This window comes from Larkinella terrae, from assembly GCF_009668025.1.
GTDB lineage: Bacteria > Bacteroidota > Bacteroidia > Cytophagales > Spirosomataceae > Larkinella > Larkinella terrae.
The window spans coordinates 1,629,067-1,653,259 of record NZ_WJXZ01000014.1 but is presented as its reverse complement, the minus strand read 5'-3'; the positions used below and the strand labels follow the sequence as shown (position 1 = coordinate 1,653,259).

19 protein-coding genes are annotated in these 24,193 nt (G+C 51.1%); 13 read left to right on the top strand and 6 right to left on the bottom strand.

Annotation, left to right across the window (positions count from 1 at the left end; genetic code table 11):
* Window positions 1-93 precede the first annotated feature (93 nt).
* Window positions 94-1,728, bottom strand: a complete 1,635-nt coding sequence (locus GJJ30_RS28460; protein ID WP_154178547.1) for a tannase/feruloyl esterase family alpha/beta hydrolase — start codon at window positions 1,726-1,728, stop codon at window positions 94-96.
* A 243-nt stretch (window positions 1,729-1,971) separates the two neighbouring features.
* On the opposite strand from GJJ30_RS28460, the gene fbaA reads away from it, so the two are divergent.
* Window positions 1,972-3,051 (top strand): class II fructose-bisphosphate aldolase, encoded by a 1,080-nt coding sequence (gene fbaA / locus GJJ30_RS28455; RefSeq protein WP_154178546.1) that lies wholly within the window; start codon window positions 1,972-1,974, stop codon window positions 3,049-3,051.
* 846 nt (window positions 3,052-3,897) lie between these two features.
* On the opposite strand, the gene GJJ30_RS28450 is transcribed toward fbaA, so the two are convergent.
* Window positions 3,898-5,256, bottom strand: a complete 1,359-nt coding sequence (locus GJJ30_RS28450; RefSeq protein WP_154178545.1) for a M24 family metallopeptidase — start codon at window positions 5,254-5,256, stop codon at window positions 3,898-3,900.
* Between the two features lie 196 nt (window positions 5,257-5,452).
* Between GJJ30_RS28450 and GJJ30_RS28445 the strand changes: the two genes are divergently transcribed.
* The 6 genes from GJJ30_RS28445 (at window position 5,453) to GJJ30_RS28420 (ending at window position 15,324) form a co-directional block, all read left to right on the top strand.
* Window positions 5,453-8,152 (top strand): DUF5686 and carboxypeptidase regulatory-like domain-containing protein, encoded by a 2,700-nt coding sequence (locus tag GJJ30_RS28445; RefSeq protein WP_154178544.1) that lies wholly within the window; start codon window positions 5,453-5,455, stop codon window positions 8,150-8,152.
* 373 nt (window positions 8,153-8,525) lie between these two features.
* Window positions 8,526-8,786: a hypothetical protein gene (locus tag GJJ30_RS28440; protein WP_154178543.1), complete on the top strand. Its 261-nt coding sequence runs from the start codon at window positions 8,526-8,528 to the stop codon at window positions 8,784-8,786.
* Between the two features lie 90 nt (window positions 8,787-8,876).
* Window positions 8,877-10,151 (top strand): TolC family protein, encoded by a 1,275-nt coding sequence (locus tag GJJ30_RS28435; protein WP_154178542.1) that lies wholly within the window; start codon window positions 8,877-8,879, stop codon window positions 10,149-10,151.
* 25 nt (window positions 10,152-10,176) lie between these two features.
* Window positions 10,177-11,304: an efflux RND transporter periplasmic adaptor subunit gene (locus GJJ30_RS28430; protein WP_154178539.1), complete on the top strand. Its 1,128-nt coding sequence runs from the start codon at window positions 10,177-10,179 to the stop codon at window positions 11,302-11,304.
* A gap of 123 nt (window positions 11,305-11,427) precedes the next feature.
* Window positions 11,428-14,529: an efflux RND transporter permease subunit gene (locus GJJ30_RS28425; RefSeq protein WP_154178538.1), complete on the top strand. Its 3,102-nt coding sequence runs from the start codon at window positions 11,428-11,430 to the stop codon at window positions 14,527-14,529.
* 69 nt (window positions 14,530-14,598) lie between these two features.
* Window positions 14,599-15,324: a hypothetical protein gene (locus GJJ30_RS28420; RefSeq protein WP_154178536.1), complete on the top strand. Its 726-nt coding sequence runs from the start codon at window positions 14,599-14,601 to the stop codon at window positions 15,322-15,324.
* Here GJJ30_RS28420 and GJJ30_RS28415 read toward each other — a convergent pair.
* Together GJJ30_RS28415 and GJJ30_RS28410 are read right to left on the bottom strand one after the other, a co-directional pair.
* Window positions 15,302-16,072 (bottom strand): LytR/AlgR family response regulator transcription factor, encoded by a 771-nt coding sequence (locus GJJ30_RS28415; RefSeq protein ID WP_154178534.1) that lies wholly within the window; start codon window positions 16,070-16,072, stop codon window positions 15,302-15,304. The two genes, GJJ30_RS28420 and GJJ30_RS28415, sit on opposite strands and share 23 nt — an antisense overlap.
* The gene (locus GJJ30_RS28410) at window positions 16,069-17,223 is read right to left on the bottom strand and encodes a sensor histidine kinase (protein ID WP_154178532.1); all 1,155 of its coding nucleotides are present in this window, start codon (window positions 17,221-17,223) and stop codon (window positions 16,069-16,071) included. The genes GJJ30_RS28415 and GJJ30_RS28410 overlap by 4 nt, the downstream gene beginning before the upstream one ends.
* Window positions 17,224-17,498: 275 nt before the next feature.
* Here GJJ30_RS28410 and GJJ30_RS28405 point away from each other — a divergent pair, with 275 nt between their 5' ends.
* The 4 genes from GJJ30_RS28405 to GJJ30_RS28390 all read left to right on the top strand — a co-directional run bounded on the left by GJJ30_RS28405 (window position 17,499) and on the right by GJJ30_RS28390 (window position 20,379).
* A complete protein-coding gene (locus GJJ30_RS28405; protein ID WP_154178530.1) occupies window positions 17,499-18,332 on the top strand; it encodes an ABC transporter ATP-binding protein in 834 nt (277 codons plus the stop codon).
* A 110-nt stretch (window positions 18,333-18,442) separates the two neighbouring features.
* Entirely contained in the window at window positions 18,443-19,237 is a 795-nt protein-coding gene (locus GJJ30_RS28400; protein WP_154178528.1) for a hypothetical protein, read from the top strand.
* 2 nt (window positions 19,238-19,239) lie between these two features.
* Window positions 19,240-19,611: a GntR family transcriptional regulator gene (locus GJJ30_RS28395; protein WP_154178527.1), complete on the top strand. Its 372-nt coding sequence runs from the start codon at window positions 19,240-19,242 to the stop codon at window positions 19,609-19,611.
* 90 nt (window positions 19,612-19,701) lie between these two features.
* On the top strand, window positions 19,702-20,379 hold the full coding sequence (locus GJJ30_RS28390) for a hypothetical protein (protein ID WP_154178525.1): 678 nt from the start codon (window positions 19,702-19,704) through the stop codon (window positions 20,377-20,379).
* Between the two features lie 6 nt (window positions 20,380-20,385).
* Here GJJ30_RS28390 and GJJ30_RS28385 read toward each other — a convergent pair whose 3' ends face one another.
* Both GJJ30_RS28385 and GJJ30_RS28380 read right to left on the bottom strand, forming a co-directional pair.
* Entirely contained in the window at window positions 20,386-22,791 is a 2,406-nt protein-coding gene (locus tag GJJ30_RS28385) for a penicillin acylase family protein (RefSeq protein ID WP_154178523.1), read from the bottom strand.
* A gap of 12 nt (window positions 22,792-22,803) precedes the next feature.
* On the bottom strand, window positions 22,804-23,601 hold the full coding sequence (locus GJJ30_RS28380) for an alpha/beta fold hydrolase (protein WP_310588412.1): 798 nt from the start codon (window positions 23,599-23,601) through the stop codon (window positions 22,804-22,806).
* A 98-nt stretch (window positions 23,602-23,699) separates the two neighbouring features.
* Here GJJ30_RS28380 and GJJ30_RS32230 point away from each other — a divergent pair, with 98 nt between their 5' ends.
* Both GJJ30_RS32230 and GJJ30_RS28370 read left to right on the top strand, forming a co-directional pair.
* Window positions 23,700-23,945 (top strand): hypothetical protein, encoded by a 246-nt coding sequence (locus tag GJJ30_RS32230; RefSeq protein ID WP_205880625.1) that lies wholly within the window; start codon window positions 23,700-23,702, stop codon window positions 23,943-23,945.
* Between the two features lie 11 nt (window positions 23,946-23,956).
* A complete protein-coding gene (locus GJJ30_RS28370; RefSeq protein WP_154178521.1) occupies window positions 23,957-24,154 on the top strand; it encodes a hypothetical protein in 198 nt (65 codons plus the stop codon).
* Window positions 24,155-24,193: the final 39 nt, after the last annotated feature.

Below are 24,193 nucleotides of genomic sequence, written 5' to 3'. Positions count from 1 at the left end.
TGAGCAGAGATAAAATGAGTTCAGCAGAGTTTTATTTTATTCTCCGCTGAACTCATTTTATCTCTGCTTAACTCCGCGAAATAATTACTATCCTCATCTCAAATATTTCGCAGCCGGTCTCAAAACCGCTCGTTTGGGATAAGCGACGCCCTTGTAACTGTCAGGGGACTTGGGATCTCCGCCGTTGTATTTGGGCAATTTGGGGAATGGGTAAATTGGCCGCTGAAACCGGATACCATTCGCGGCAACCCCGCCCGAATAAGCCGTTGCAATGAGTTTGTCGGGTGCGTTGCCTTTCTCCACCCAGTTGATCAGGGCCGTCATGACATCGTGCTCGCTGTCCTGCGGGACGCTGAGCGCCAGACTCTGACCGCAGTCGTTCAAACCCGGTCCTCCCCCACAGTGCGCCATGCCGGGGATCAGGTAAAACCGGAAAAAATCGGCGGTGCGCTTCGCCCCTCCCTGCGCTTCCACCACGCGCTCATAATAGCTGACTGCATCCTGATACGGCACAAGCGGGTCCGCCGTTCCGGTGTACATCAGGATTTTTCCGCCCCGTTTTTTGAGCGGCTCCAAATCCGGATTATTCGCATTCAGAATCGGGGCCAGAACGGAATCCATCCTGTCCTGATCGCGGTCGAAGTCGAACGTTTTGTAATCAAATTTAGGTCCGAATACCCACAGATACTGGTAAAAAAGCGAGTTGGGGGCCTGTTTGGGGTTTTGCTGGTATTCCAGACCGGCCGACGAATTCTCGCTTCCGATGGGCAAAGGCGTATAAATCCGTTCGCCCGTTCGGGGATTGATCGGCCCGGTGATGACCTTTTTCAAAGCCGCCAATTGGGCCGCCGTCAGACAGGTTCCATCGTCGGTACCGTTGGGGCATTTGGGCAAGGTTTCCGGGTCAAACCGGCAGGCCCTCGGGTCGGTCAGGAAGTTATCGCCGGGTGCCCCGCCGTCTTTTCCGGCGCAGGCTTTTACAACGGCATTGGTAATCAAGGCGATCTTTTCTTTCGGCAGAAAAGCACTTCCTGGTATTTCGTTGGTAACCTTATAATTCCAGACAAAACCAGTGTGCAGATGCGTGCGGTTATTCGCCGGAGCGCCCACCAGAATCCCGTCGTAATCATCCGGATACCGCTGCGCTTCCATCAATGCCTGTTGGCCGCCGGTCGAGCAACCGGAAAAATACGCACGCTGGGCCGGTTTCTGGTAATAGGCCTGCGTGATGGCTTTAGCGGTTTTTGTCATTTCGTGCGTCGCCCGGTGACCAAAATCCGTCCAGCGGTCGGGGTGGCCAACGGCCTCGCTGGCATTCGGAGAGGTTCCCATGTCCGTATTTGTTGTGGCAAAGCCGCGTTTCAGGCCATTGATCAGGGCACCGTAATTGATGCTTCCCGCGCCACCGCCCGTTCCGGTTCCTAAAAACCGCCCATTCCAGTTCGATTGAGGCAGCCAGACTTCAATCCGGATGTTCGATTCGGCAGTTGGTTTTAAGGTCGCGGCAACCCAGCAAAACGCGGGAAGGTCGGGGACAGAAACACCACTTCCCGGCATCGTGAACGTTCCGGCGGCCACACATTCGGCGGTGGTAATGGTCGCGTTGGGAAACGCCTGTCTGGCCAGTTGCTGGCAGGAGCAATCGGTATTTCCGGGCTGGGCGTTCAGGTTAGCTATTCCAATGGGAAGCAAGAAAAGAAAGACAAAAAGGCGGTTTTTAACTTTCATTTTATACAGGTTCGGGCTGAACTCAAAGATACTTTTGTTTCGCGGAGTTAAGCAGAGAAAATCAGCGGTTAGCAGCGAAAAAGAATATAACCTCCGCTTAACTCTCTACTTCTCCGCTCATCTCCGCGAAATAACTTTAGAAAATAAATCGTACTTTGCAGGCTGATTCTGGAAACAGGTAACCGTCTAGGAATCAGCCTATTTTTTCTTTAAGCTATCTATTTTTTTTATTCCCTACTGACTATGAGCGAAGTAGCAACCCGATTTAAGCCCGGCGTCGTAACCGGCGAAGGCGTCTCCGAAATATTCCGTCACGCCAACGAAAATGACTATGCGCTTCCGGCGGTCAATGTTGTCGGTACCAACTCCGTCAACGCCGTTTTGGAGACGGCGAAAGCCGTTAACTCGCCGGTAATCATTCAGTTCTCGAATGGTGGTGCTATTTTCTACGCGGGCAAAACCCTGTCGAACGCCAACCAGCAAGCCGCAATTGCCGGTTCGATTTCCGGGGCCAAACATATTCATGCCATTGCCGAATTGTACGGTGTTCCGGTGATTCTGCATACCGACCACTGTGCCAAGAAACTGCTGCCCTGGATTGACGGGCTGCTGGAAGCGGGCGAGAAACATTTCGACCAAACCGGAAAACCGCTGTACAGCTCGCACATGCTCGATCTGTCGGAGGAACCGATTGAAGAAAACATCGAAATTTGCGCCAAATACTTCGAGCGGATGGCGAAAATCGGCATGACACTGGAGATTGAACTGGGAGTTACAGGTGGCGAAGAAGATGGTGTCGATAACTCGGACGTCGACGATTCGAAACTCTATACGCAGCCTTCGGAAGTGGCGTTTGCTTACGAAGAATTGTCGAAAATATCACCAAATTTCACAATTGCGGCCGCTTTTGGCAACGTCCACGGAGTTTACAAACCCGGGAACGTGAAACTGTCGCCGATCATTCTGAAAAATTCGCAGGACTACATTCAGCAGAAATTCGGCACGGGTCCGCTGCCGGTCAACTTTGTTTTCCACGGCGGTTCAGGGTCTAGCCGGGACGAAATCCGGGAGGCCATTCACTACGGTGCCATCAAAATGAACATCGATACCGATATTCAGTGGGCGACCTGGGACGGTGTTAGAAATTACTACGAAGCTAACCGCGACTATCTGCAGGGGCAGTTGGGCAATCCGACCGGTGCCGATGCGCCGAACAAAAAATACTACGACCCGCGCGTCTGGTTGCGCAAAGGCGAAGAAAGTCTGGTGAGCCGTCTGAAAGTGGCTTTTGAAGACTTAAATTGCATCAATCGCCTGGCGTAAGGAGTTAGGAATTTGAGCTAAGAGTTATGAGCTTCGGCTTGTAACTCTTTTTTTGTGCCGTTGAACAGCGAACGGCTTAGACTTGCCGGGCGGACTCATGTGCCACCTGCCCCAACTCACTTTTCTGCATTAATTCCTCTTCATTCCGGCACTGCTTTTCTCCTCCCAAATCAGGTTTTTCATTCCATTTTTTCAATCGATAAAATGACCATAGAATCAAATTCAGTAAATTTATACTTTCCAAAAAGTAAGTAAAATCCAGAATTTTTTTAAATCACTGTCTGATATTTAACCCAAAAACTGGTCAAATTGGTTAAAATTATTGCTAATTATTGCCCGGTATTGAATTGAAATACGATTTTCTAAAAAGTAATCAAGAATTTAGTATTTATACCCATCTTTTGGTAGCCTAAATAGCTGCGTATTGCGTATCTTGAGTGACTTAATACGATACGTGCAATGAAAGCCTTATCTCTATTATCTATGACCTTTAACGTCATGACCATTTCCCGTCGATTTACCACCTCGAAGGGCTGCCCCCATTGTGGCCGGGACCATTCTGCAGTGGAACGGATCCCGCGATCCTGGCTAACAAGAAGCCTTTTATTTTTCATCCCTAATCGCTCGTTCCGTTGTCTGGGCTGCCGGAAAACATTCATTAAAATCGGAGCCGATTGACTTCTGTGCATAGCTTAAGCTGGTCACACAGATCGGTAAAAAGGTATAATAGAACAGTCTGATAAACTAAGTATTTCTAAGCAAAGAACAATTTTATTAATTTTTTACTAATTAGTTCTCATTCTTTTAACATTCAGGGCAACTGGCAGGCGCATATTCGTATCTAAATTATTTTACATACGATAACTTTCGGGGAATGGTGTAAATTTCGGTTTGCCGACCGTCTACGTACCGAAAGATCTTCCCATCGAAAAACCCGTCTTCTTCGAGCATGATGCGGACGGTTTTCTTCCATTCCGGCACCTCGACGGCGGCATTGAGTTCAATCGAATAGGCGGTATTGGCAAACAATGGATAATCGCCGGAACCGGGAACACCCTTTTGCTGGTCCCACATCCCGATGGTCGGCCCGGCCGCGTGACCGTGAACGCCAATCGGGTGCGTATAAATGGTGCCCATAATGCCCTCTTTTTTTGCCTGCTCCAGCGCTTCGAGTAACAACTGGTTACCGGTTTTTCCGGCCTGAAACCGTTCCGTCAGAATGTCCTGCAGGCGGTTTCCCTGCTGAAACGCTTTCCGAATGGCCTCGGGCACTTCGGTCTCGCCGGGTCGGAGGATGTAAACATGCTGCTGCTGGTCGGTGTTCAGCCGCAAATACGTGATGCCAAAATCGACGTGCAGCAAATCCCCCGGCATGATCACCTGCAGGGACGGTTTTTTCGAGAAAGTCCGGAGGTGTTCAAATTGTTGGGCGTCGGCGCGCTGAATGTCGACCGTTGGATGAAACCAGGTGTCAAGGCCCAGTTCAGTAATCCGCTGGCGAAACCACCACACCACGTCGTCGGTGGTCGTTACACCGGGTTGAATGACCTGTTCCGAAAACCCTTCCTGAATGATCTGGTGCGACAGGCGGCAGATGAGCGGATAAATCGCCATTTCCTTTTCCGTTCGGGTTTCGAGCCAGCCTACCGACAGTTTTTCTGCCGAAACCAGCCTTTTCTGGTAGTCAGCCGGGAGTTTTTCCAGAAATTCGCCGTGCTCGGTAAAGGTCAGGCCGTCGGCATGTGCGTAGTTTTTGGAGAAATTAAGCCCGATTTTCTTCGGTTTGCGGTCCTGGATAATCTTCACCAGCGCTTCCCACTGATTCGGTCGCACGTCGATGTCCCAAGCACCTTTCAGCAGGTTCCCAACATCGTAGCGGGCGATGGCCAGCTTTTCCACGCCTTTCTCGGCGCCCTGATCAAAAAAGACTATCATGGTACGGCGACGCGCCGAGAGCCAGGTGCTGGGCAGCATGGTTTTCAAAACCGGGTCCTCGTTGTATTCCCGCGAAATAATCACCCACATATCGATCCCTTCCCGGCGCATTAATTGTGGCAAGAAATTATTAAATCGGTCTTCCAGGATCTCGTCGATCACCCGGGCGCGTTCGCGCTCGTTCAGAATGGCGGAAGGAGAAACCGGCTGAGCGAACAAACCGGAAGTCAAAAAAAGAGCCAGAAACAACGGGAGGAGAAGTCGGTTCATCGGAAAAAGCAAACGTTATAATTTGTTAAAAATACGTATTTTCTGCTCCGGTGAGCAACTGTAGCCTATCTTTCGACATCTTGCCGACAAAAACCGGCCGCATATCATACCGGAATCGAACGATCCGTCCGTTACTTCTTTATTGCATCAATGGTCCGGAAGAGTTATTTTCCATTACGAATGCTAACCTGAGCGTATGAAATACTTTCTTACTATCCTCTTCGTCCTCTTTATTTCGCCATTTATAGCTGCCCAGGGTATCCGGGGAACAATCAAAACCGCCAAAGGAGAGGTTCTGCCCTACGCGGCTATTGTCGTGAAAGGAACGTCGAACGGAGCCATAACGAATGCGGAAGGTCGTTACGAAGTGGCGCTGAAACCGGGAAAATACAGCATCGTTTTCCAGTACCTGGGTTTTCAGGCGCAGGAAAAAGCCGTTGAAATCGGCAGCGACTGGCAAACGATCGACGTTACGATGGAGGAACAGGCGTTTCGGTTGCAGGAAGTTCAGGCGCGTGAGGGCAAGGAAGATCCGGCCTACAGCATTATGCGCCGGGCCATTGCCAAAGCGAAATACCACGAGCTTCAGGTGCTGAGTTTTACGGCCCGCGCCTACACCAAGACGACGTTTACCGTAACCGACCTGCCGATGCAGTTCATGTACCGGAAACAGTTGAAAGAAGCCGAAAAAGACGGTTTTAAGATTGGCGTTCCGATGCTGTACGAGTCGGTTTCGGAAGTGACGTTCAAGCAACCCAACACCTACCGCTACCACCTGATCGGCACCCGCAACTCGATGGGCGATAACCTGTCGGTGAGCGATTATTTTCTGACGAGTTTCTACCGCCCGGAGGTCAACAACGCCGTTTCGCCACTGTCGCCGAAAGCCTTCGCCTATTACAAATTTGTATACCAGGGAACCTTCAGCGAGCGCGGAATCGACGTGAGCAAAATTCAGGTAGTGCCGCGGGCCTACGGCGAGGGAGTTTTTCGGGGCTATCTATTTATCATCGAAAACAGTTGGGCCATTCATAGTCTGCAACTGGAAACCCGCAACCCGCTCGGCTTCGACATCAAAATCCGCCAGGTTTACAGCCCGGTGCAGAACGTCTGGCTGCCGGTTAATCAACGCTATAACCTGGAAGGCAAGATTATGGGAGCCGCCGGAAACGCCCAGTTTATTATCAATCAATCGTTTAAGAGTCTGCAAGTCAATCCGGCATTTGTCGAAGAGGTAAAGATTGTGGACGAAAAATTCGACAAACCGGCGGTTTCGCTTTCCAATAAGGACATTAAAGGCCAGAAACTGGAAGATAAAATTGCCAAACAGAAGGAATATTCGACCAAAGACTTCAAGAAACTGCTGAAAGAGTACGAAAAACAGGAATACAAGGCCAAGAAAGAACGGAAAGAAGAGGTCGAGGTGTCGCGGAACGACTCCACCATCGTCGATTCGCTGGCGGGCAAACGCAGCAACGCGTTCTGGGATTCACTGCGGGCGGTTCCGCTGACCACGGCCGAACTGAAAAGTTACGTCAAGCGCGACAGCCTGAAAATTGTCCAGAAAATTGAAGTTGAAAAAGACAGTACCAAAGCCGTCCGCGATTCGACGAAGAAAAACCGGAACAGCAAGACGTTCAAACCGGGTCAATTGATTTCGGGAAATACCTGGAATTTCAGCAAGCGAACGGCGCTGACCTGGGATAGCCCGCTCCAGAAAATTTATTACAACACCGTGGAAGGCTACACCTTCGATCTGGGGCTGCGGCTGCGGTATTTTCTCCGAAAACCGCAACGGGATTCGACCCGACGACGGGAAGTCTACAAACCCACGCCGGATTTAACCATCGGCGGAGCCGGGCGCTACGAGTTTGGCATGAAGCGGTTTATCGGAACGGGTTTTGTGGGTTACAATTACAAAAGCACGAACGTCAGCCTGACGGGCGGGCGCTGGGTCAATCAGTTGAACCCGAACGAACCGATCAGTCCGTTCCTGAATTCGATTACTTCGCTGGTGTTTGAGAAGAATTACGCGAAGTTTTACCAGCGCGACTTTCTGCGCCTGAATGTAGCCGCGCGGCCGTTCCAAAACCGCATCAGCCTTAACAGCAGCCTGGAGTACGCTGAACGAACCGAACTGGCGAATTACAAAGAGAACCTGAAACCGTGGATTGACTGGAACCAGTTCAGCTACACGCCCAACCGCCCGGCGAACGCGGAAGGATCGGCCGGTTTTCCGGTCAATCAGGCGCTGATTTTCAATTTGTCGCTGTCGGGAAAACTGGCGGCAACACGTTATCGGATTCGCAACGGTCGGCGGGTGGCCAGCCGCAACAACAGCCCCGAACTGACGCTGAATTACCGCAAAGGCATTCCGCTTCATTCCGGCGAGTCCGACATCAGCGACGTCGATTACGACTTTTTGCAGGCCGGTTTGAGCCATTCGTTCGAAACCGGTATTCGGAGCCGGTTGAGTTACAACGTGTCGGCGGGCGGTTTTCTGAACAACAAAGCCGTGTTTTTCCCGGACTTCAAGCATTTTCAGGGCAACGAGTTTTTCCTGCAACAGGGCGACCCGACCTCCATTTTCCGCATGTTGCCGTATTACCAGTACAGCACCGGCAAGCGGTTTGTCGAAGGGCACGTGCTGATGGAATACCGCAAGTTTCTGATCACCCAACTCACAGTGGTGCGGTTGACCGGTTTAAAGGAAAACCTGTTTGTGCATTACCTCGGCACGCCCAATTCCAAAAACTACACCGAAGTCGGTTACGCCCTCGACGGCCTGATTCCCGGTATTTTTCCGTTCTTCCGGGTCGAAGTAATTTCGAAGTGGCAGGATTGGCAATACCAGAAGCTCGGTTTCCGCATCGGCACGACCCTAAAATTCCGCTAACCCTGTCAGCGGTCGAAGACCCTGACAGCGGTTAAGAGTTTCGACCTTTAAAATTCAGTTTTAAGATTTCATTAATTCACTATTAAAACCGCCAGCCGATCTCCAATAAGCCAATTTCTTATCAAAAACCTCTCAATTTAAAAGGGGGTTAAAGTACCGCTGACAGGGCCTGGGACCGCTGTCAGGGTATTTTAACCCCCTTTTAACAATAATTTCATTCGCTTTAAATCTGGACAGGCTTCATTTGTACCAACAAAAGACAGAAAAAATGGGTCTTCTCCGAAACATAGCACTAACTGTTGGCCTGATTTTGGCGGTGGTTTGCCGTGTTTATCCATCTGTCGCCGAAACGGTGTCATTCGCGCATTCCACTATGCAGACGACCGTCATTCAGGAGAATCACAAGGTGAATCTGAGCTCAGATTCGACCTTTTATTTTATTCAGGACGAAAACGAGGAACATGCTCCTACGATCGATCCGAACTTCCTGCCGTCGCTACCGATTGAATGGAATAATTTTCTGCTAGTTTCAGAATCTTCCCAACAAAGCCTTTTCATTCCCGTTGGCAAACGGGCGGGGCCGCATCAGCCTTATTACCTGTTATTCTGTTCGTTACGCATTCCTTCGCTTTAATTTCCCCGGACGAGTCCGTCCCAGTGCTTCCAGGTTTCTTTCAACGCCAACCGGCGTAGTACACTCTTAAAACATAGCTAATTAATCACCATGAAAAGGATTCTTCCTTTCGTGTTTGGGTGGCTTTTCAGTTTTCCAATGGTTTCGTTTGCCCAAAGCGATACCCTGCGGCTGACCCTCGCCCAGGCCGAAGCTCAGTTTCGTCAGAACAACCTTCAACTGATAGCAACGAAGCTGGGGGTCAACGAAAATCAAGCCTACGAATTCCAGGCTAAGCTCTGGAACAACCCGAACATTTACATTGAGCAAATGCCTTACAATCACCAGACGAAGGAAGTGATGCCCCTGCGGCAGCAGAATTCGGAACAGGTGATTCAATTGCAGCAACTGCTCCTGCTGGCTGGAAAACGGAACAAGCAACTGGCCATTGCCCGCACGAACACCGAGATTGCCAACGACCGGTTTTACGATTTGCTGCGGACGCTGAATTACCAGTTGCGCACCACGTTCTACGACCTGTATTATACGCAACAGGCGCTCAATGTGTACGAACAGGAAACCAGCACGCTTCGCCAGACCGTCAACCTGTTTCAGGAACAATACGACAAAGGTAACGTGCCGTTGAAAGACCTCACCCGGCTGAAAGCTTACCTGTTCAACCTGACCAATGAACGTCAGCAGTTGCTCCGAAAATTGACCGACGACCAGGCCGATCTGGCTGTCTTACTGAATGCCAGCCCTTCTGTACCCCTAAAACCGTTGCTGGAAAATACGGAGGCCATTCAACCTGCCGTCGGTCAACTTTCTGCGGATGAGCTGATTAAACAGGCAACCGAAAACCGGTTCGACCTGAAAGCCTTCCGGGATCAGGCAATGCAGGAAAAACAGAATCTCGCTTTGCAAAAAGCCCTGGCGGTCCCGGATCTGACGGTTCAGGCCACCTACGACCGCAATGCCGGTTACATTCCGAATTACGTGGGTATTGGCGTTGGCATTAACCTGCCGGTTTTCAACAAGAACCAGGGCAACATCAAAGCAGCCACGATCCGGACCGAGAGCAGTCAGAAAATCACCGACGCCTACACGTTGCAGGTTGAAAGTGACGTGCAGCGGGCGTTCAAAAAGGTCCAACAAACCGACCAGTTGTACCGGACGTTCGACCAGAAATTCAACAGCGATTTCAGCCGGTTGATCGATGGCGTCATCACGAATTACCGGAAACAGAACATCGACGTCGTCGAATTCCTGGACTTTTTCGACTCCTACAAAGCCAGTCAGATTCAATATAACCAACTGCAAAACGACCGGATGCAAAGTCTGGAAGAACTAAATTTCGCCGTCGGCACGAACCTATTCACCAAATAAGCAGCGGTTTTCCAACCGTACCATCATGAAAACGAATCATCTCGCCCAACACTCCTTCAAGCAGTCAGTTCTTCAGGTCACGTATTTTCTATCGTTTCTGCTATTGGCAGGACTGGCAGGCTGTCAATCATCGGCTAATCCGGAAGACAACGAAGACGAAGCAACCAAGCAGAAGGTCAATCTGTTAGCGACTGCCAAAATAGATACTGCCCGGTTATTACCCGTCGATAACGAACTGAACCTGACCGGTAAAATCACCTTCAATCAGGACAAAGTCGTAAAAGTGTTTCCGCTGGTTGGCGGCCACATCGAAGAAGTTAAAACCGATCTCGGCGATTACGTCAAGCGCGGACAGGTGCTGGCCGTTATTCGCTCCGGCGACATGGCCGATCTGGAGCAGCAGGCCATCACCGCCAAAGGTCAACTGGCGGTTGCGCAGAAAAATCTTCAGGTAACCGAAGATATGTCGAAAGCCGGTTTGGCCGCGCAAAAGGACCTGATTGCCGCCCGCGAACAGATGCAGGCCGCTCAGGGTGAGGTCAATCGGGTGGCCGAACGGAAAAGCATTCTGGGCGGTTCGGGCTCCATTTACGTTGTAAAAGCGCCCGTCGACGGTTTTGTCGTCGAAAAAAACGCGTCGCAGGGAATGGAACTCCGCTCGGATGATCCCGAAAATCTGTTCACGATTTCGAACCTCGATCAGGTTTGGGTGCTGGCCAACGTTTACGAATCGGATCTGGCCAACATCAAAGTTGGTTTCGACGCGACGATCTCCACGCTTTCGTACCCCGACCGGCTGTTTAAAGGAAAAATCGACAAGATTTTCAACGTCCTCGACCCCGAAAGCAAAACGATGAAAGTGCGGGTAACGCTGCAAAACGCGGACTTCACGCTGAAGCCCGAGATGTTCGCCAATGTACGGGTGCAGTACGCCGGACACGAGCAACGTATAGGCATACCGGCTAAAGCCATTGTGTTTGATAAAAGCCGCAACTTCGTCGTGGCCGTCAATTCCCGGAATCAACCCGTCGTGCGCGAAGTCGACGTTTTCAAAACCATCGGCGACATTGCCTACCTCAACAGCGGCCTGAAAGCCGGTGACCGCGTCGTCAAACAGAATCAGTTGTTGATATACAATGCGCTCGGCAATTAATTGTGTGATTTGCGATTGAGCGATTGAGTGAAATTTCATTCAAATCCTCATCACAGCGAAACCATTCACCGCTCCGGCGGCCCAGTCATTCGCTAAATCACTCATTCACTCATTGGCACTCCCATGAACAAGTTCATCAAAAATATAATCTCGTTCTCGCTGAAGAACCGGTTTTTTATCTTCTTTCTGACCGCACTGGCCGTGGTTGCGGGTTTTGTCAGCTACCAGAACACGCCCATCGAAGCCTTCCCGGATGTTACCAATACGCAGATCACCATCATCACGCAGTGGCCGGGCCGGAGTGCGGAAGAAATCGAGAAGTTTGTTACCATTCCGATTGAAATCGGTCTGAATCCGGTTCAGAAAAAAACTGACATCCGTTCCACGACGCTGTTTGGTTTATCGGTGGTCAAAGTGATGTTTGAAGACAACGTCGACGATGCGTTTGCCCGTCAGCAGGTCAACAATTTGCTCAGCAGCATCGACATTCCGGATGGGGTCAAACCGGACGTACAACCGCCCTACGGCCCAACCGGTGAGATTTTCCGGTATACGCTCAAAAGCACCACACGCACCAGCCGGGAACTGAAAACGCTGCAAGATTGGGTGATCGATCGTCAGTTGAAAAGCGTCCCGGGCGTGGCCGATGTGGTCAGTTTCGGCGGGGAAGCGAAAACCTACGAAATCTCGGTCGATCCGCGCCGGTTGCTCGATTACGGCATCACGCCCCTTCAATTGTACCAGGCCGTGGCCAATTCCAACGTCAACGTCGGGGGCGATGTGATCGAGAAAAACTCGGAAGCCTACGTCGTACGTGGCATCGGTTTGCTCAAAAACAGCCAGGATATTGGCAACGTAATCATCAAAAACGCCAACGGAACGCCGATCATGGTTCGGAACGTAGCGCAGGTGTCGGAATCGGCTTTGCCAAAACTGGGTCAGGCCGGGCGCGATAAACAGAATGATGTCGTGGAATGTATCATCGTGATGCGCAAGGGCGAAAATCCGAGCGAGGTGATCGAAAACGTGAAAGCGAAAATCAACGAATTGAACACCCGCATTTTGCCATCGGATGTGCAGATCGACACGTTTTACAACCGCGAAACGCTGATCCATTTTGCCACGCATACCGTGACGCACAACCTGATTGAAGGACTGGTTTTCGTGACCGTGATCGTGTTTCTGTTCATGGCCGACTGGCGCACCACCGTCATCGTTTCCATCGTCATTCCGCTGGCCCTGCTGTTCGCGTTTATCTGTTTGCGGCTCAAGGGCATGTCGGCCAATTTGCTGTCGATGGGCGCGATTGACTTCGGGATTATCGTCGACGGCGCGGTGGTGATGGTCGAGGGAATCTTTGTCACGCTCGACGAAATGGCAATTCACAACGGGATGCCGAAGTTCAATAAACTCGCCAAACTCAGCGTGTTACGCAAAACCGGTACAGAAATGGGCAAGGCAATTTTCTTTTCCAAGCTCATCATCATCACCTGTCTGATTCCCATTTTCTCGTTCCAGAAAGTGGAAGGTAAGATGTTCTCCCCACTGGCCTGGACGCTCGGATTTGCCCTGCTTGGTGCGCTGATTTTTACACTGACGCTGGTGCCGGTAATGGCGAGTTTTCTGTTGAAAACGAACGTTCGGGAAAAACACAATCCGGTGGTTAACGTCATTACCAAGTATGCGACCAAAACGTTTGGCTTCACCTTTGCGCACAAAAAACTGAGTTTGCTGGTAGCTTTCGGTCTGGTGGCCGTTGGGTTGTCCGGTTTTAAATTGCTGGGAACGGAGTTTTTGCCGGAGCTCGATGAAGGTTCGATTTACGTCCGGGCGAGCATGCCGATGAGCATTTCGCTGCCCGAATCCGTGAAGCTGACGACCCAGATGCGGCACGTTTTCGAGGAATTTCCGGAAGTCAAAGGCGTTATTTCGCAAACCGGTCGACCCAACGACGGAACCGACCCGACCGGTTTCTACAACATCGAGTTTCTGGTCAGCATTTTTCCGAAAGAGGAATGGAAGCGGTCCATCACCAAGGAGCAGTTGATCAATCAGATGCAGAAAAAACTGGCGGTTTTTCCGGGTGTCGATTTTGGATTTTCGCAGCCGATCATGGACAATGTAGCCGAAGCGGTTTCGGGCGTCAAAGGGTCAATTGCGGTGAAGGTCTACGGCCCGGATCTGTACACGCTGGAACATAAATCCACCGAAATTGAGAAGCAACTGTCCACCGTCGAAGGCATTACCGACCTTGGCGTGATTCGCAACATTGGTCAGCCGGAACTCCGGATCGAGCTGGACGAACAAAAGCTGGCGCTCTACGGCGTTGATAAAGCCAATGCACAAACCGTTGTCGAAATGGCGATCGGTGGAAAAGCCGCGACGCAGATTTACGAGGGTGAACGGAAGTTTGACCTCCGCATCCGCTACGACCAGCCATTCCGTTCCAACGAAGCCGCCATCGGAAATCTGATGGTGCCGACCAACAACGGTTCGCAAATTCCAATCAAGGAAATTGCCAAAATTTACACCCAGACCGGTCCGATTCTGATTTACCGCGAAGGCAACCAACGCTACGGCGCCGTGAAGTTTTCGGTACGAGGCCGCGACATGGGGGGTGCTGTGGCCGAAGCGCAGCAGAAAGTGACCGCCAACGTGAAACTGCCGCAGGGCTATACGATCAAATGGGCGGGTGATTTTGAAAACCAGCAACGCGCCACCGCCCGTTTAACGCAGGTCGTGCCGCTCAGTCTGCTCGGTATTTTCTTCATCCTGTTCGTGCTGTTTGGCAACGTCAAAGACGCCGGGCTGGTGCTGTTCAACGTGCCGTTTGCCATCATCGGCGGCATTGCGGCTTTGCTCATCACCCACGTCAATTTCAGCATTTCGGCCGGTATCGGCTTCATCGCCCTCTTCGGGATCTGCATCCAGAATGGCGTAATTCTGATCTCGGTTTTCAAGAAAAACCTGCATAACCGACTCCCTCTCAACGAGTCGATCCGGCTGGGGGTAATTTCGCGGGTGCGGCCGGTTGTGATGACGGCGATGATGGCAGCCATTGGTTTGATTCCGGCGGCCATCTCCACCGGCATCGGTTCCGAAACCTCCAAACCGCTCGCCATTGTGGTAATTGGCGGGTTGATCACGGCCACTTTTCTGACCCTGTTCATCTTTCCGCTCGTGTTTTACGTCTTCTACCGACCGAAAACATTAGCGCCCGTTTAAAAATTTTTTGACAATGTTTTAAGAGAATCGGTACAGACCCGCCAACTTTGGCGGGTTTTGTCTTGGAACATGAAAGCGGTTTTGATCATTTTCTGGCTGATTAGTGTGGGAATTTCCGCCGGTTGGGCGCAATCGGTCGGCATTCAGCCGCCGGTTGATTCCCTGCAAACGCCCAAACGGTATCCCGTTCGGTGGACGCTTAATCTCGATTTTCGGAACTCGTTCGTCAACCGGCAACCGGTCAATGTGTGGGGCGTCAACACGGGGATCGTGTTCGGAGAAAACCGGCATCAAGTCACCTTTGGGTATTATTGGCTGTCGTATAATTCGTATCTGCGCCTGATCAACTGGCACCGGAATGCCGCCCGGCGACTAAATCTGGAATATTATACGAAAACCGATATGGCCTACGGCAGCCTGATGTTGTGGCCCAACCTGATCAACAACCGCCGGTGGCTGTTCAGCGTGCCGGTAGAAATCGGGGCGGGATTGGCGTCGGCGGTTCCGACCGATACCCGCACGGATACGCTCAAGGGTAATTCGCACAAGGATTTTTTCATGCCGATCCAAGCGGGGGTTTATGGGCAATACAAAGCGTCGCGCTGGGTGGGTTTCAGTGCGCAGATCGGCTACCGGCTCTCCATTTTCCAAACCAACGTCAACGAACATTATAACGGCACGTATTACAGCGTTGGAACTGTCATTTATTCCGATTTTTTCAAGGACATGTGGCGCTACATCCGGTACCGAAAATGGACGAAAAAGCCGTTTTTCAGCGCCCCAGCCACTCTTTGAACGCCGTTACGCGGTCGATGCTGACGAAGATTTCCTGGCGGGTTTCGGGGAGCAGCTCCAGTTTTAGTTTGCTGCCCGAATAGGTATAAACGGATTGAATGGCCGACAGCGCCACCAGAAACGAGCGGTTGATCCGGAAGAACTGGTTGGGGTCGAGCAGTTGGCCCAGTTTGTCGAGGCTGTAATCGATGATGTAATGCTGGCCCGAAAAAGTGGTCAGATAAGTCGCTTTGTTTTCGAAATAGAAATACGCGATAGCACTCGTAGGAACGCTCATCAGGCGGGGGCCGACCGTCACCATAAACCGGTCGCGGTAAGACGACGGCCGGTTTTCGGTCATCAGTTGCACCAGCAAATCCGGGTTTACGCCCGAATCCGCGGAAGTCTGGCGCAGCGCCTTGAATTTGTCGATGGCCGTCGCAAGCTCGTCGGCGTCGATCGGTTTGAGCAGGTAATCGACGCTGTTGGCCTTGAAAGCCTGGAGGGCGTATTCGTCGTAAGCCGTCGTAAAAATGATGGGAGTCGTTAAATTAAGCTGATCGATCAGGCTGAAACCGAGGTCGTCTTCGAGGTGAATATCCAGAAAAATCAGGTCGGGGCTCACTTCGTCGGCGGTTTCAAACCACTCGATCGACTTGGCAACCGACGGCAGCTGGGCCAGCACGCGGATGCCGGGATCGTAGTCGTGCAGCAAATTGATCAGTCGCCGGGCGGTCAGCTCCTCATCTTCAATGATCAGTACGTTCATGGCAATAGCGGAATTTGCACGATAAATTCTCCCGATTGTTTTTCGACCAGAACCGGCAATGGCGTCAGCAATTTGTAGCGGCTGATGATATTTTGCAAACCCAGCCCCGTTGAAACTTCGGCCTGGGGCCGCAGCTGAATTCCGTTGCGGATAACCAGGTTTTCATTTTCTTTCCGAATGGTGACAATCAGCGGTTTTTCGCTCGACATCCGGTTGTGCTTGACGGCATTTTCGATCAATAATTGCAGCGTCAGCGGAGCAATGCCGTAGCGGGTGGCGTCGCCTTCCGGAATTTCGATGATCACTTTCAGCTTGTCGGCAAAGCGGATATTGAGCAGAAACAGGTACGAATCGACAAATTCCAGCTCCGACTTCAGACTGATGCGCTCGGCATTCCGCTGCTCCAGAATGTACCGATACACTTTCGACAACCGGCTAATGTATTGAACCGACATTTTGGTATTTGTCTCGACGAGCGACGACAGAATACTCAGGCTATTAAACAAAAAATGCGGATTGACCTGGTTTTTCAGCGCCGAAAACTGGGCCTGAATCGCTTCCTGCTTGAGCAGTTCGGCATTCACCCGTACATCCTCCAGCCGCTTGTACCCGCGTCGGTTGGCCGCCAGGTAAAACAACGACAGCATGGCCATCACCGTCAGGCCGTTGTTCACTTTCCGGCGCCGTTCGAGATCGATCTCCAGGCAATCCTTGTCGATAAAAAACCGCCAGGTCGACATCTGCGAATAATGAAAGTTCTGCTCCAGAAAACCGCTGATCGTAATCCAGAGGTTATTGAAAACCAGGTTGAACAAAACCGCCAGCGCCCCCGCAATGACGAGCGTGGCCAGTTGCGCCGGGAGCTTGAATTCCACCAAGAACTCTTTTCCCATCTGGTTGAAAAACCGCTGTTGAATCCACTCCGTCACCCGGAGCCACAGCGTAAAAAAAAAGATAGTGAAGGCAATTTCCATCAGCCACAGGGGCCAGACGCGATCCAGAATGAGCCAGTTAAATGTATTGGGGCTGTTGGCCAGTTTAATGGGCCAGTTGACGTAAATGCGAATGGGCCAGTAAATCGCAAAAACGCTGGCCGCGAGCTGCCACTTTTGAAGGTTCGTCAGGTGTGTAGAGATGGGTAAGGTGTTCATGTCAAGACAATTCCCCGGTTAGGACCGGGGATTGTACGAAATAAAACCAATTATTACAAAACTAATAAAGCGGCTGGCGCTTTACTACCCGAAATTTCCTACTGAATGGCGTTAAAACCAAGTAAAATAGGTTGAATGCCGGTTTTAGTCGGTTAAATGCCCCGATCATCAAGTTGAGCCAGTATGATAATTCGGAGGAAACAAAAAAATCGCTTGACAATGTAAAATCGTTTTTCATTCTTTGTAGTGTATTAGTTAAATAGTACACTAAAACTATGATTAACATCAAAAACCTAACCTTTGGGTACTCACCGAAGAAAACGATGTTCCGGAATCTGAATCTGTCGCTTCCGGCCGGAAACATTTACGGGTTGCTGGGCAAAAACGGCGCGGGCAAATCAAGTCTGCTGCGGCTGATGGGCGGAATGCTGTACCCCATCGCCGGAACGGTGGAAGTGGCTGGCCACACGCCCCGCAAACGCGAACCCGCTTTCCTGCAGGAAATGTATTTTATCCCGGAAGAGATTTACCTGCCGACGGTTTCGCTCAACCGTTATATCGACACGATGGGGCCGTTTTATCCGAAATTCAACGAGTCGCAGTTCCGGAAATACCTGACGGAATTCGACGTGCCCGCCGATCAGAAGCTCACCGCCATGTCGTATGGCCAGAAAAAAAAGGTCATCATCAGTTTCGGGCTGGCCACTAACACCCGGGTTCTGATCATGGACGAACCGACCAACGGTCTTGATATTCCGTCGAAAAGTCAGTTCCGGAAAGTGGTTGCCTCGGCGCTGGCCTCCGATCGGCTGATGCTGATCTCTACCCACCAGGTGCGCGACCTCGACAACCTGATCGACGGGGTCATCATCATCGACGAAAGCGAAATTTTGATGAACCACTCCCTGACTGATATCAGCGACCGGCTGATGTTCAACACCTTAAGCCAGGTAACCGAATCAGACCGGGTTTTATACGCCGAACCCTCCCTGCGGGGCTATTCCGTCATCCAGGAAAACCGGGAGCAGGAAGACAGCCGAGTGGATCTGGAGCGGCTTTTCAACGCCGTCGTCACCAACCGGGAAGGCATTAAAAACCTATTTCATTAATTCCATGAGCATTTTCGCCATCTTCCTCCAACTTTTGCCAGCCCTGCTATCGGACCTCCCCGCGCCTTTGTTGTCGTTCATTTCAACTCTCACTTCTCTCCTCTAACCCCATGAATCAGACCTTTGATCTTCACCGGTTTACACTGGTACTGAAGTTGCATCTTTCGGAACATCTAAAATCGTATCTCCTCGGACTTGGCGTTCTGGCGGGCGTCTGGCTCATGATGCTTTTACCGGATGCAACCCGGATTTCGGTTTTCAATGAATCGATCTACCGGAAACACGGAATTTTCTTTGCTTTTATTTTCTGCGGAGCCGGAGCCTGGTTTGCCAGTGAAGCCTTTCGAATGGTGAGTACGCCCGTTCGGGGCATTCCGTATCTGGCCCTGCCCGCATCGCAACTGGAAAAATTCTTATCGGTATTTCTGATGGTTCTGCTTTTTATTCCGGTGTTTATCGGAATTTTCTACGCAATCGAAGGCATTACATTCTGGTTAATAAATGACCGCTTGCCTGTTGGTAGTCCACATTATGAATTACTTGATTTAAGGGGTAAATATTTAGAAAAAGATCTGCGGTATCTGGCTTATCTGGTTCCACCTTTCTTTATGGTAGGCTCCATTTACTTCCCGAAAATACCCTTTATAAAAACCGGTGTCATTGCCTTCCTCATCTTTTTTATCACGTCCTTATTTTTGAACGAATTCATCCTTCGCCGGATTTTTCCCCACCGGGAACATTACGGAGTTACGTTATTTCAGGAAGTTAGTTTCATCGAAAACCGGCGGATGTATCTGGTTACTTTGGCCGGTGCGCCCCGGTTGATCATCAATTCGATCCTGGTGCTGGTCGTACCCGCTTTGTGGTATATTGCCTACGTTCGATTCAGGGAAAAAGAGCTATAATTATGGATTTTCAGGATAAAAGAGCCATTTATTTACAAATCGCCGATTACGTCTGCGATAAAATTCTGCTGGCGCAATGGCCGCCGGGCATACGAATCCTGTCGGTTCGGGATTTGGGTGTTGAACTGGAAGTGAACCCCAATACGGTGATGCGGACGTATGATTTTTTGCAGCAGAAAGGCATTATTTATAACAAGCGGGGCATCGGTTATTTCGCGGCTGATGATGCCGACGACCGCATTAAATCTTACCGGCGGGAGCAATTTCTGGAAACGGAATTACCTCATTTTTTTCGAAATTTGTATTTACTGAACATCAGTCTGGAAGAAATTGAGGAGCGTTTTAAAGCGTTTATTGAAGTTGAATTTAAATAAACGACCCGTTTAATTTAAAGGTGATTTGCAGCTGGTTAATTCTGTAAAACCTTACTATTCACCGAGTAGTATATCAAAAACGAAAACAGTATGAAAACAAGTAATAAGCTCCTGACCGGCCTTTTTATAACGGCTTTGCTCACGCTGATCGGGGCTAATGTAGCCTTAAAAGCTGAACACGATAAAATCGATTTCAATGACCCCTTTTCCGGCCTTTCGTCCATCGCGTTAAAACCGTTTCAAATCCTGAAACTGGAAGGCAATTTAAACGGCCTGGTTAGTGTCGAAACCGGAAAAACGTCCGAAATGCGGCTTCAGGAAGACGTTAAAAACCAGTTCACTTTTCGCTCATTGGGCGACACGCTGGTGGTTGCTTACAAACCGGAATCGTCGCCCTGGCAGTCGAAGCCGAATCAGTACATCAATGCCGTTCCTGCGGCCACCATACTGACTCCCTCGCTACATACGCTGATCACGAACAAAATAAGTTGTAATTTAAACCGGTTGACGACTGAAAATCTGGCAATTACCCAGCAGAATGGTGGGGTATTGCTGACGAACAGCACCATCGGGACGCTCACCGTGGCCGACAGCCAGGGCAGCGAGCTTCACACCAAGCCAACGAATCACGTCCGCAGCGCGGCCATTACCTCACGGGACAGTTCCAATATCACCATTGAGCGCGACATTTTTGATTCGTTTGCCCTGCAATACGATAGCCTGACGATGCTAAAAATACCGGGCGGTTTACTGAAAAAGTTGAAATAAAGGCATTTACGGTTCCAAAACCGTCCGCTTTTCTGTGACGGTTTTAACTTTTTCTTTCGAGAAATAAACCGGAAAATAGTCGTTCTTTTCCCAGAGCGGAAACAGATCCCGGTAATGCGGGCTGGCGGGGTCGCCCGACTGCCCGGGGTTATTGATTCCCAGCGTTTTATCCCAATCCTTCGTATCGACCAGAATCCGAAAACTCGCGCCGTTTTCCTGATTCAGCAAATTTCCGGTGCTGTTGACCGTCTCGCCGTAACCTCCCCTTGGCACCGGGCCGATGGCATATTCAGATGCCTGTTGCGGAGACAATAAGTTACTGAGCGGGTGTGTGAGGTAAACATGTTTGTTCCCTGTTTGCCCGTACCACCAGTGCGTCCGGTCGAAACCCAGTCGTTCGGTCAGGTCGGCCATTGCGTTTTCGAGGCAGGAAAGCAGTAAATCTGTCCGGTCGATGTTTTTCAAGGGACCCGGAGAAGCGGGTTGCAGCCACTCGATAACCCGCTCTGTCGGAATCGACGGGAGGTAGCGCCAGGCATTTTCCGGCACGGCCCTTTCGTAGACCTCCGACCACAACCGCGTTTCCCAGGCCACGTAAATTGCCGCCGTAATGGAACCGGGTTCGAGTTTGAAATCCCAATCCAGGAGCTGCTGGCGGGCCCACTCAACCGGCTCGTTATCAGCCCTTAACTCATTTAAAAGCGGCACTAATCGCCGGGCCGTCATGGAAAGATAGTCGGCCTGTAACGTCCTGAAATCGGCCAGGGATTGCCGGGGCCTGCTCTTCAAAACCTCCGCAATCCGGTTGGCCCGCGTCGGCGACGACCACTCCCACCCCACGGCATTCCGGTTCGGGTAGTTCTTGGGAATCAGGTTGTTGTTAGCAGTTGTGATGAACCCTTCCGGTGGATCGACTTTGCTGGGCAATTGGTTAATGGGCAAAAAACCGCCCCACTCAAACCGTCCATCGCCCGGCACCGGCACCAAACCTGTCCAGCCACGTCCCGAACCGGAAGGTCGGATGGGCGAAATTCCGGCGGCTTGCCAGCCAATCGTACCTTTCTGGCCCGCCGATGGCCGTCCGGCCCAGACCATGTTTTCGCCGGGAATCCGGTTGTACGAACATGCCTGCCGAAATTCGGTCCAGTTTTTAGCCTGATTCATTCGGAGACTGGCCAGATACGGCGCTCCACCGGTTTCGAGCCAGGCCGCCCGTACGGCGTACAACTTCCGGTTTTTCGCATCTTCAAAAACCACTGGCCCGTGACGCGTATACTTCGACGATACAACAACCGGTTTTTGGTCTTTCACCGCAATCGTGTCGGAAATGATTCGAACGGCTTCCCACTTTCCCTTGTACCGGTACTGGTTTGGATTGGCCGGATTGGTTTCGTAAACGTATAAATCTTCGGTATCGGTTTCAAAAATGGTCAATCCCCAGGCCCCGAACTCGTTATGCCCTACCGAAACTCCCGGTAAGGCCGGTTCTCCCGCCCCGACGACATTCCAGCCCGGCGCATGCAGATCGACCCAATACCGCAGCGACGGCACTCCGATAGCCCGGTGCGGGTCGTTGGCCAGCATCGGAGAACCGCTCGCCGATCGCTTGCCGCTAACGACCCAATTATTGGAACCGGTATACTGTTTCTGATTTTTAAACCAAACTGAGGCCTCTTCTTCGGTTGCGCCCTGGCCCCGGTCCTTGTCCGTAAACCGAACGGGCAGCCGAAACGCTTCGTACAGCTCCAGAATGGGTTGAAAAAGCTCGTCACCGTTTACGTGAAGGGTCAGATCAGGCTCACCGGTTTTGGCTACGGGTTGAAACCAGGACAACTCCCGCACTTTTTCGGGTCCCAATAAATGCACCAGCCGACCATAATCCAGTTCGGAGCGGACATTTTCCAGCAAACCCTGATGACGGCTGATGACCACTTCCGGCGTCCAGAAACCGGGTTGCGTTTTCAGCAATTGAAATTCGACAGGAAGTTTTTCGGGCGTCTGATTGATTTGCCGGATGTAGGCATTAATTCCGGCAACAAAAGCGTTAACGATCTGAGGCCCGTGGGGGTGATAGTGTTTCAATTCCTGCTCCAGATTGCCCCGAAACCTGAACAGACGCGCGCCCTGATCGCGCCTGATTTCCTTCGGTCCCAGCAATTCGGCCAGCGTTCCGGTGGCCTGCCGTCGCCACATTTCGAGCTGAAAAAGCCGGTCGGACGCGGCATTGTAGCCTTGTGCAAAAAACAAATCGTGTTCGTTTCGGGCGTAAATGTGCGCAACGCCCCAGCGGTCCCGCAGGATTTCGACGGGCTGTTTCAAACCGGGCAGCTTGAGTTTTTCGGCGGATTGCGTGCAGGCAAATGGACTACTGAAAAGCAACCAAAAGGAAGAAAGCAAAGCCGTTAATCGCATAGCGTTTTATCATTATTTCTTCAAAAACGCCAGCACTTCCCGCGCGAAACCTTCTGAACCTGAGGTATTGCCATGATTGCCGGGCACGGTTTTCAAGGTTGAATTCGGCAGTAACTTCGCCAGATCACCGGCGCGTCCGTTGTCCTCATCCTGATCGCCGGAAATAATCAAAACCGGGATTTTCACTTTGTTAAGTTCTGCCGGGCTGGTCGACGGCTGGGTCTGTTGCTGAAAACCAAGCGCCAGGGTGTCCAATCCGCGCGTTTTGGCCGAATTCAGCGCGCCCTGAAACTCGGGATGCAGGTGGGCTTTGCCACTGAACAATTCAGCAAAAGCCATTCGGCGCGACCAGTTCGGATTCGTAAAATCGGCGCCCATACCGCCCAAAACCGCCGAGCGCAGGTTTTTATCCAACACCAGCAGCCGCGCCGTGATGATCGATCCCCGGGAATAACCAATAGCATCGTAGTTTTTCAGTTTCAGGTGTTTCATCAACCCCATAATGTCTTTGGCTTCGGCATCATTCCGATACGCTTCCACCGTGTGCGGTTTATCCGACAAGCCGTTCCCGCGTAAATCCAGTTGAACCACTTTGTAACCAGCGTCGAGCAGGGTCTGGCGCAGAGCCGATTTTTGCCACGAGGTTCCATTGCCCATAAAACCGTGGACGAGCACCACCGGTTTTCCTTCACCGGCCACTTCATAGTGAATCTGGGTGCCATCGAATGAGGTAAAAAGCGGTTCGCGGGCGGTTTGCGCCGAAGCAGTCCAGGGCAGAGCCAGCAGGAAAAAGGCGAGAAGTTTTTTCACGGTCAAGGTGTTCAGGTTGGTAAGTTAGTAAAAAAACCTTTCCCGACCGGATTGGTTATTCACGTATCCACGGACTCAAGTCCGCAGGCACGGAAATCATGAAAACGGAAATCTTAGCATTGATGGGCGACTTCCGGATTTCGCACATGAACCCCGACATCTTCAAAAACCAGAGCGGAGCAGCAATGGAAGATGGAGATGAAGACGAACTGGACGAAATCGAGGAAGAAGAAGACATGTATGATGAGCCGCTGGACGAAGACGGCGATCCGACCGGCGAGCACGATCATCATCAGGACGACAACTATGCCCTCGGCGGCAAAGTAACCCGCAGTGGCACCTAACTCAAAACCGCATGGAAAATTATAACCCGGCCGAAGATGAAAATCAGGGAATTGCATCCACAATGGCCCGCAATGATTTGGATAACGGCGAAGAACTGGAACCGGACATCAGCCCTTCCGGCAACCTGCCCAGCCCCGACCCCGACCTGACCGAAACAACTTTGTATGAAGAAGATGAAGAAGCAGACGGACTCTCTAGTGAAGAATGATGAATTATGGACGATGAATTATTTTACTTAGCCATTTAT

Coding starts and splice junctions, on each gene's coding strand:
- GJJ30_RS28460 (WP_154178547.1), bottom strand. CDS start 1,728: ATGAAAGTTAAAAACCGCCTTTTTGTCTTTCTTTTCTTGCTTCCCATT.
- fbaA (WP_154178546.1), top strand. CDS start 1,972: ATGAGCGAAGTAGCAACCCGATTTAAGCCCGGCGTCGTAACCGGCGAA.
- GJJ30_RS28450 (WP_154178545.1), bottom strand. CDS start 5,256: ATGAACCGACTTCTCCTCCCGTTGTTTCTGGCTCTTTTTTTGACTTCC.
- GJJ30_RS28445 (WP_154178544.1), top strand. CDS start 5,453: ATGAAATACTTTCTTACTATCCTCTTCGTCCTCTTTATTTCGCCATTT.
- GJJ30_RS28440 (WP_154178543.1), top strand. CDS start 8,526: ATGCAGACGACCGTCATTCAGGAGAATCACAAGGTGAATCTGAGCTCA.
- GJJ30_RS28435 (WP_154178542.1), top strand. CDS start 8,877: ATGAAAAGGATTCTTCCTTTCGTGTTTGGGTGGCTTTTCAGTTTTCCA.
- GJJ30_RS28430 (WP_154178539.1), top strand. CDS start 10,177: ATGAAAACGAATCATCTCGCCCAACACTCCTTCAAGCAGTCAGTTCTT.
- GJJ30_RS28425 (WP_154178538.1), top strand. CDS start 11,428: ATGAACAAGTTCATCAAAAATATAATCTCGTTCTCGCTGAAGAACCGG.
- GJJ30_RS28420 (WP_154178536.1), top strand. CDS start 14,599: ATGAAAGCGGTTTTGATCATTTTCTGGCTGATTAGTGTGGGAATTTCC.
- GJJ30_RS28415 (WP_154178534.1), bottom strand. CDS start 16,072: ATGAACGTACTGATCATTGAAGATGAGGAGCTGACCGCCCGGCGACTG.
- GJJ30_RS28410 (WP_154178532.1), bottom strand. CDS start 17,223: ATGAACACCTTACCCATCTCTACACACCTGACGAACCTTCAAAAGTGG.
- GJJ30_RS28405 (WP_154178530.1), top strand. CDS start 17,499: ATGATTAACATCAAAAACCTAACCTTTGGGTACTCACCGAAGAAAACG.
- GJJ30_RS28400 (WP_154178528.1), top strand. CDS start 18,443: ATGAATCAGACCTTTGATCTTCACCGGTTTACACTGGTACTGAAGTTG.
- GJJ30_RS28395 (WP_154178527.1), top strand. CDS start 19,240: ATGGATTTTCAGGATAAAAGAGCCATTTATTTACAAATCGCCGATTAC.
- GJJ30_RS28390 (WP_154178525.1), top strand. CDS start 19,702: ATGAAAACAAGTAATAAGCTCCTGACCGGCCTTTTTATAACGGCTTTG.
- GJJ30_RS28385 (WP_154178523.1), bottom strand. CDS start 22,791: ATGCGATTAACGGCTTTGCTTTCTTCCTTTTGGTTGCTTTTCAGTAGT.
- GJJ30_RS32230 (WP_205880625.1), top strand. CDS start 23,700: ATGAAAACGGAAATCTTAGCATTGATGGGCGACTTCCGGATTTCGCAC.
- GJJ30_RS28370 (WP_154178521.1), top strand. CDS start 23,957: ATGGAAAATTATAACCCGGCCGAAGATGAAAATCAGGGAATTGCATCC.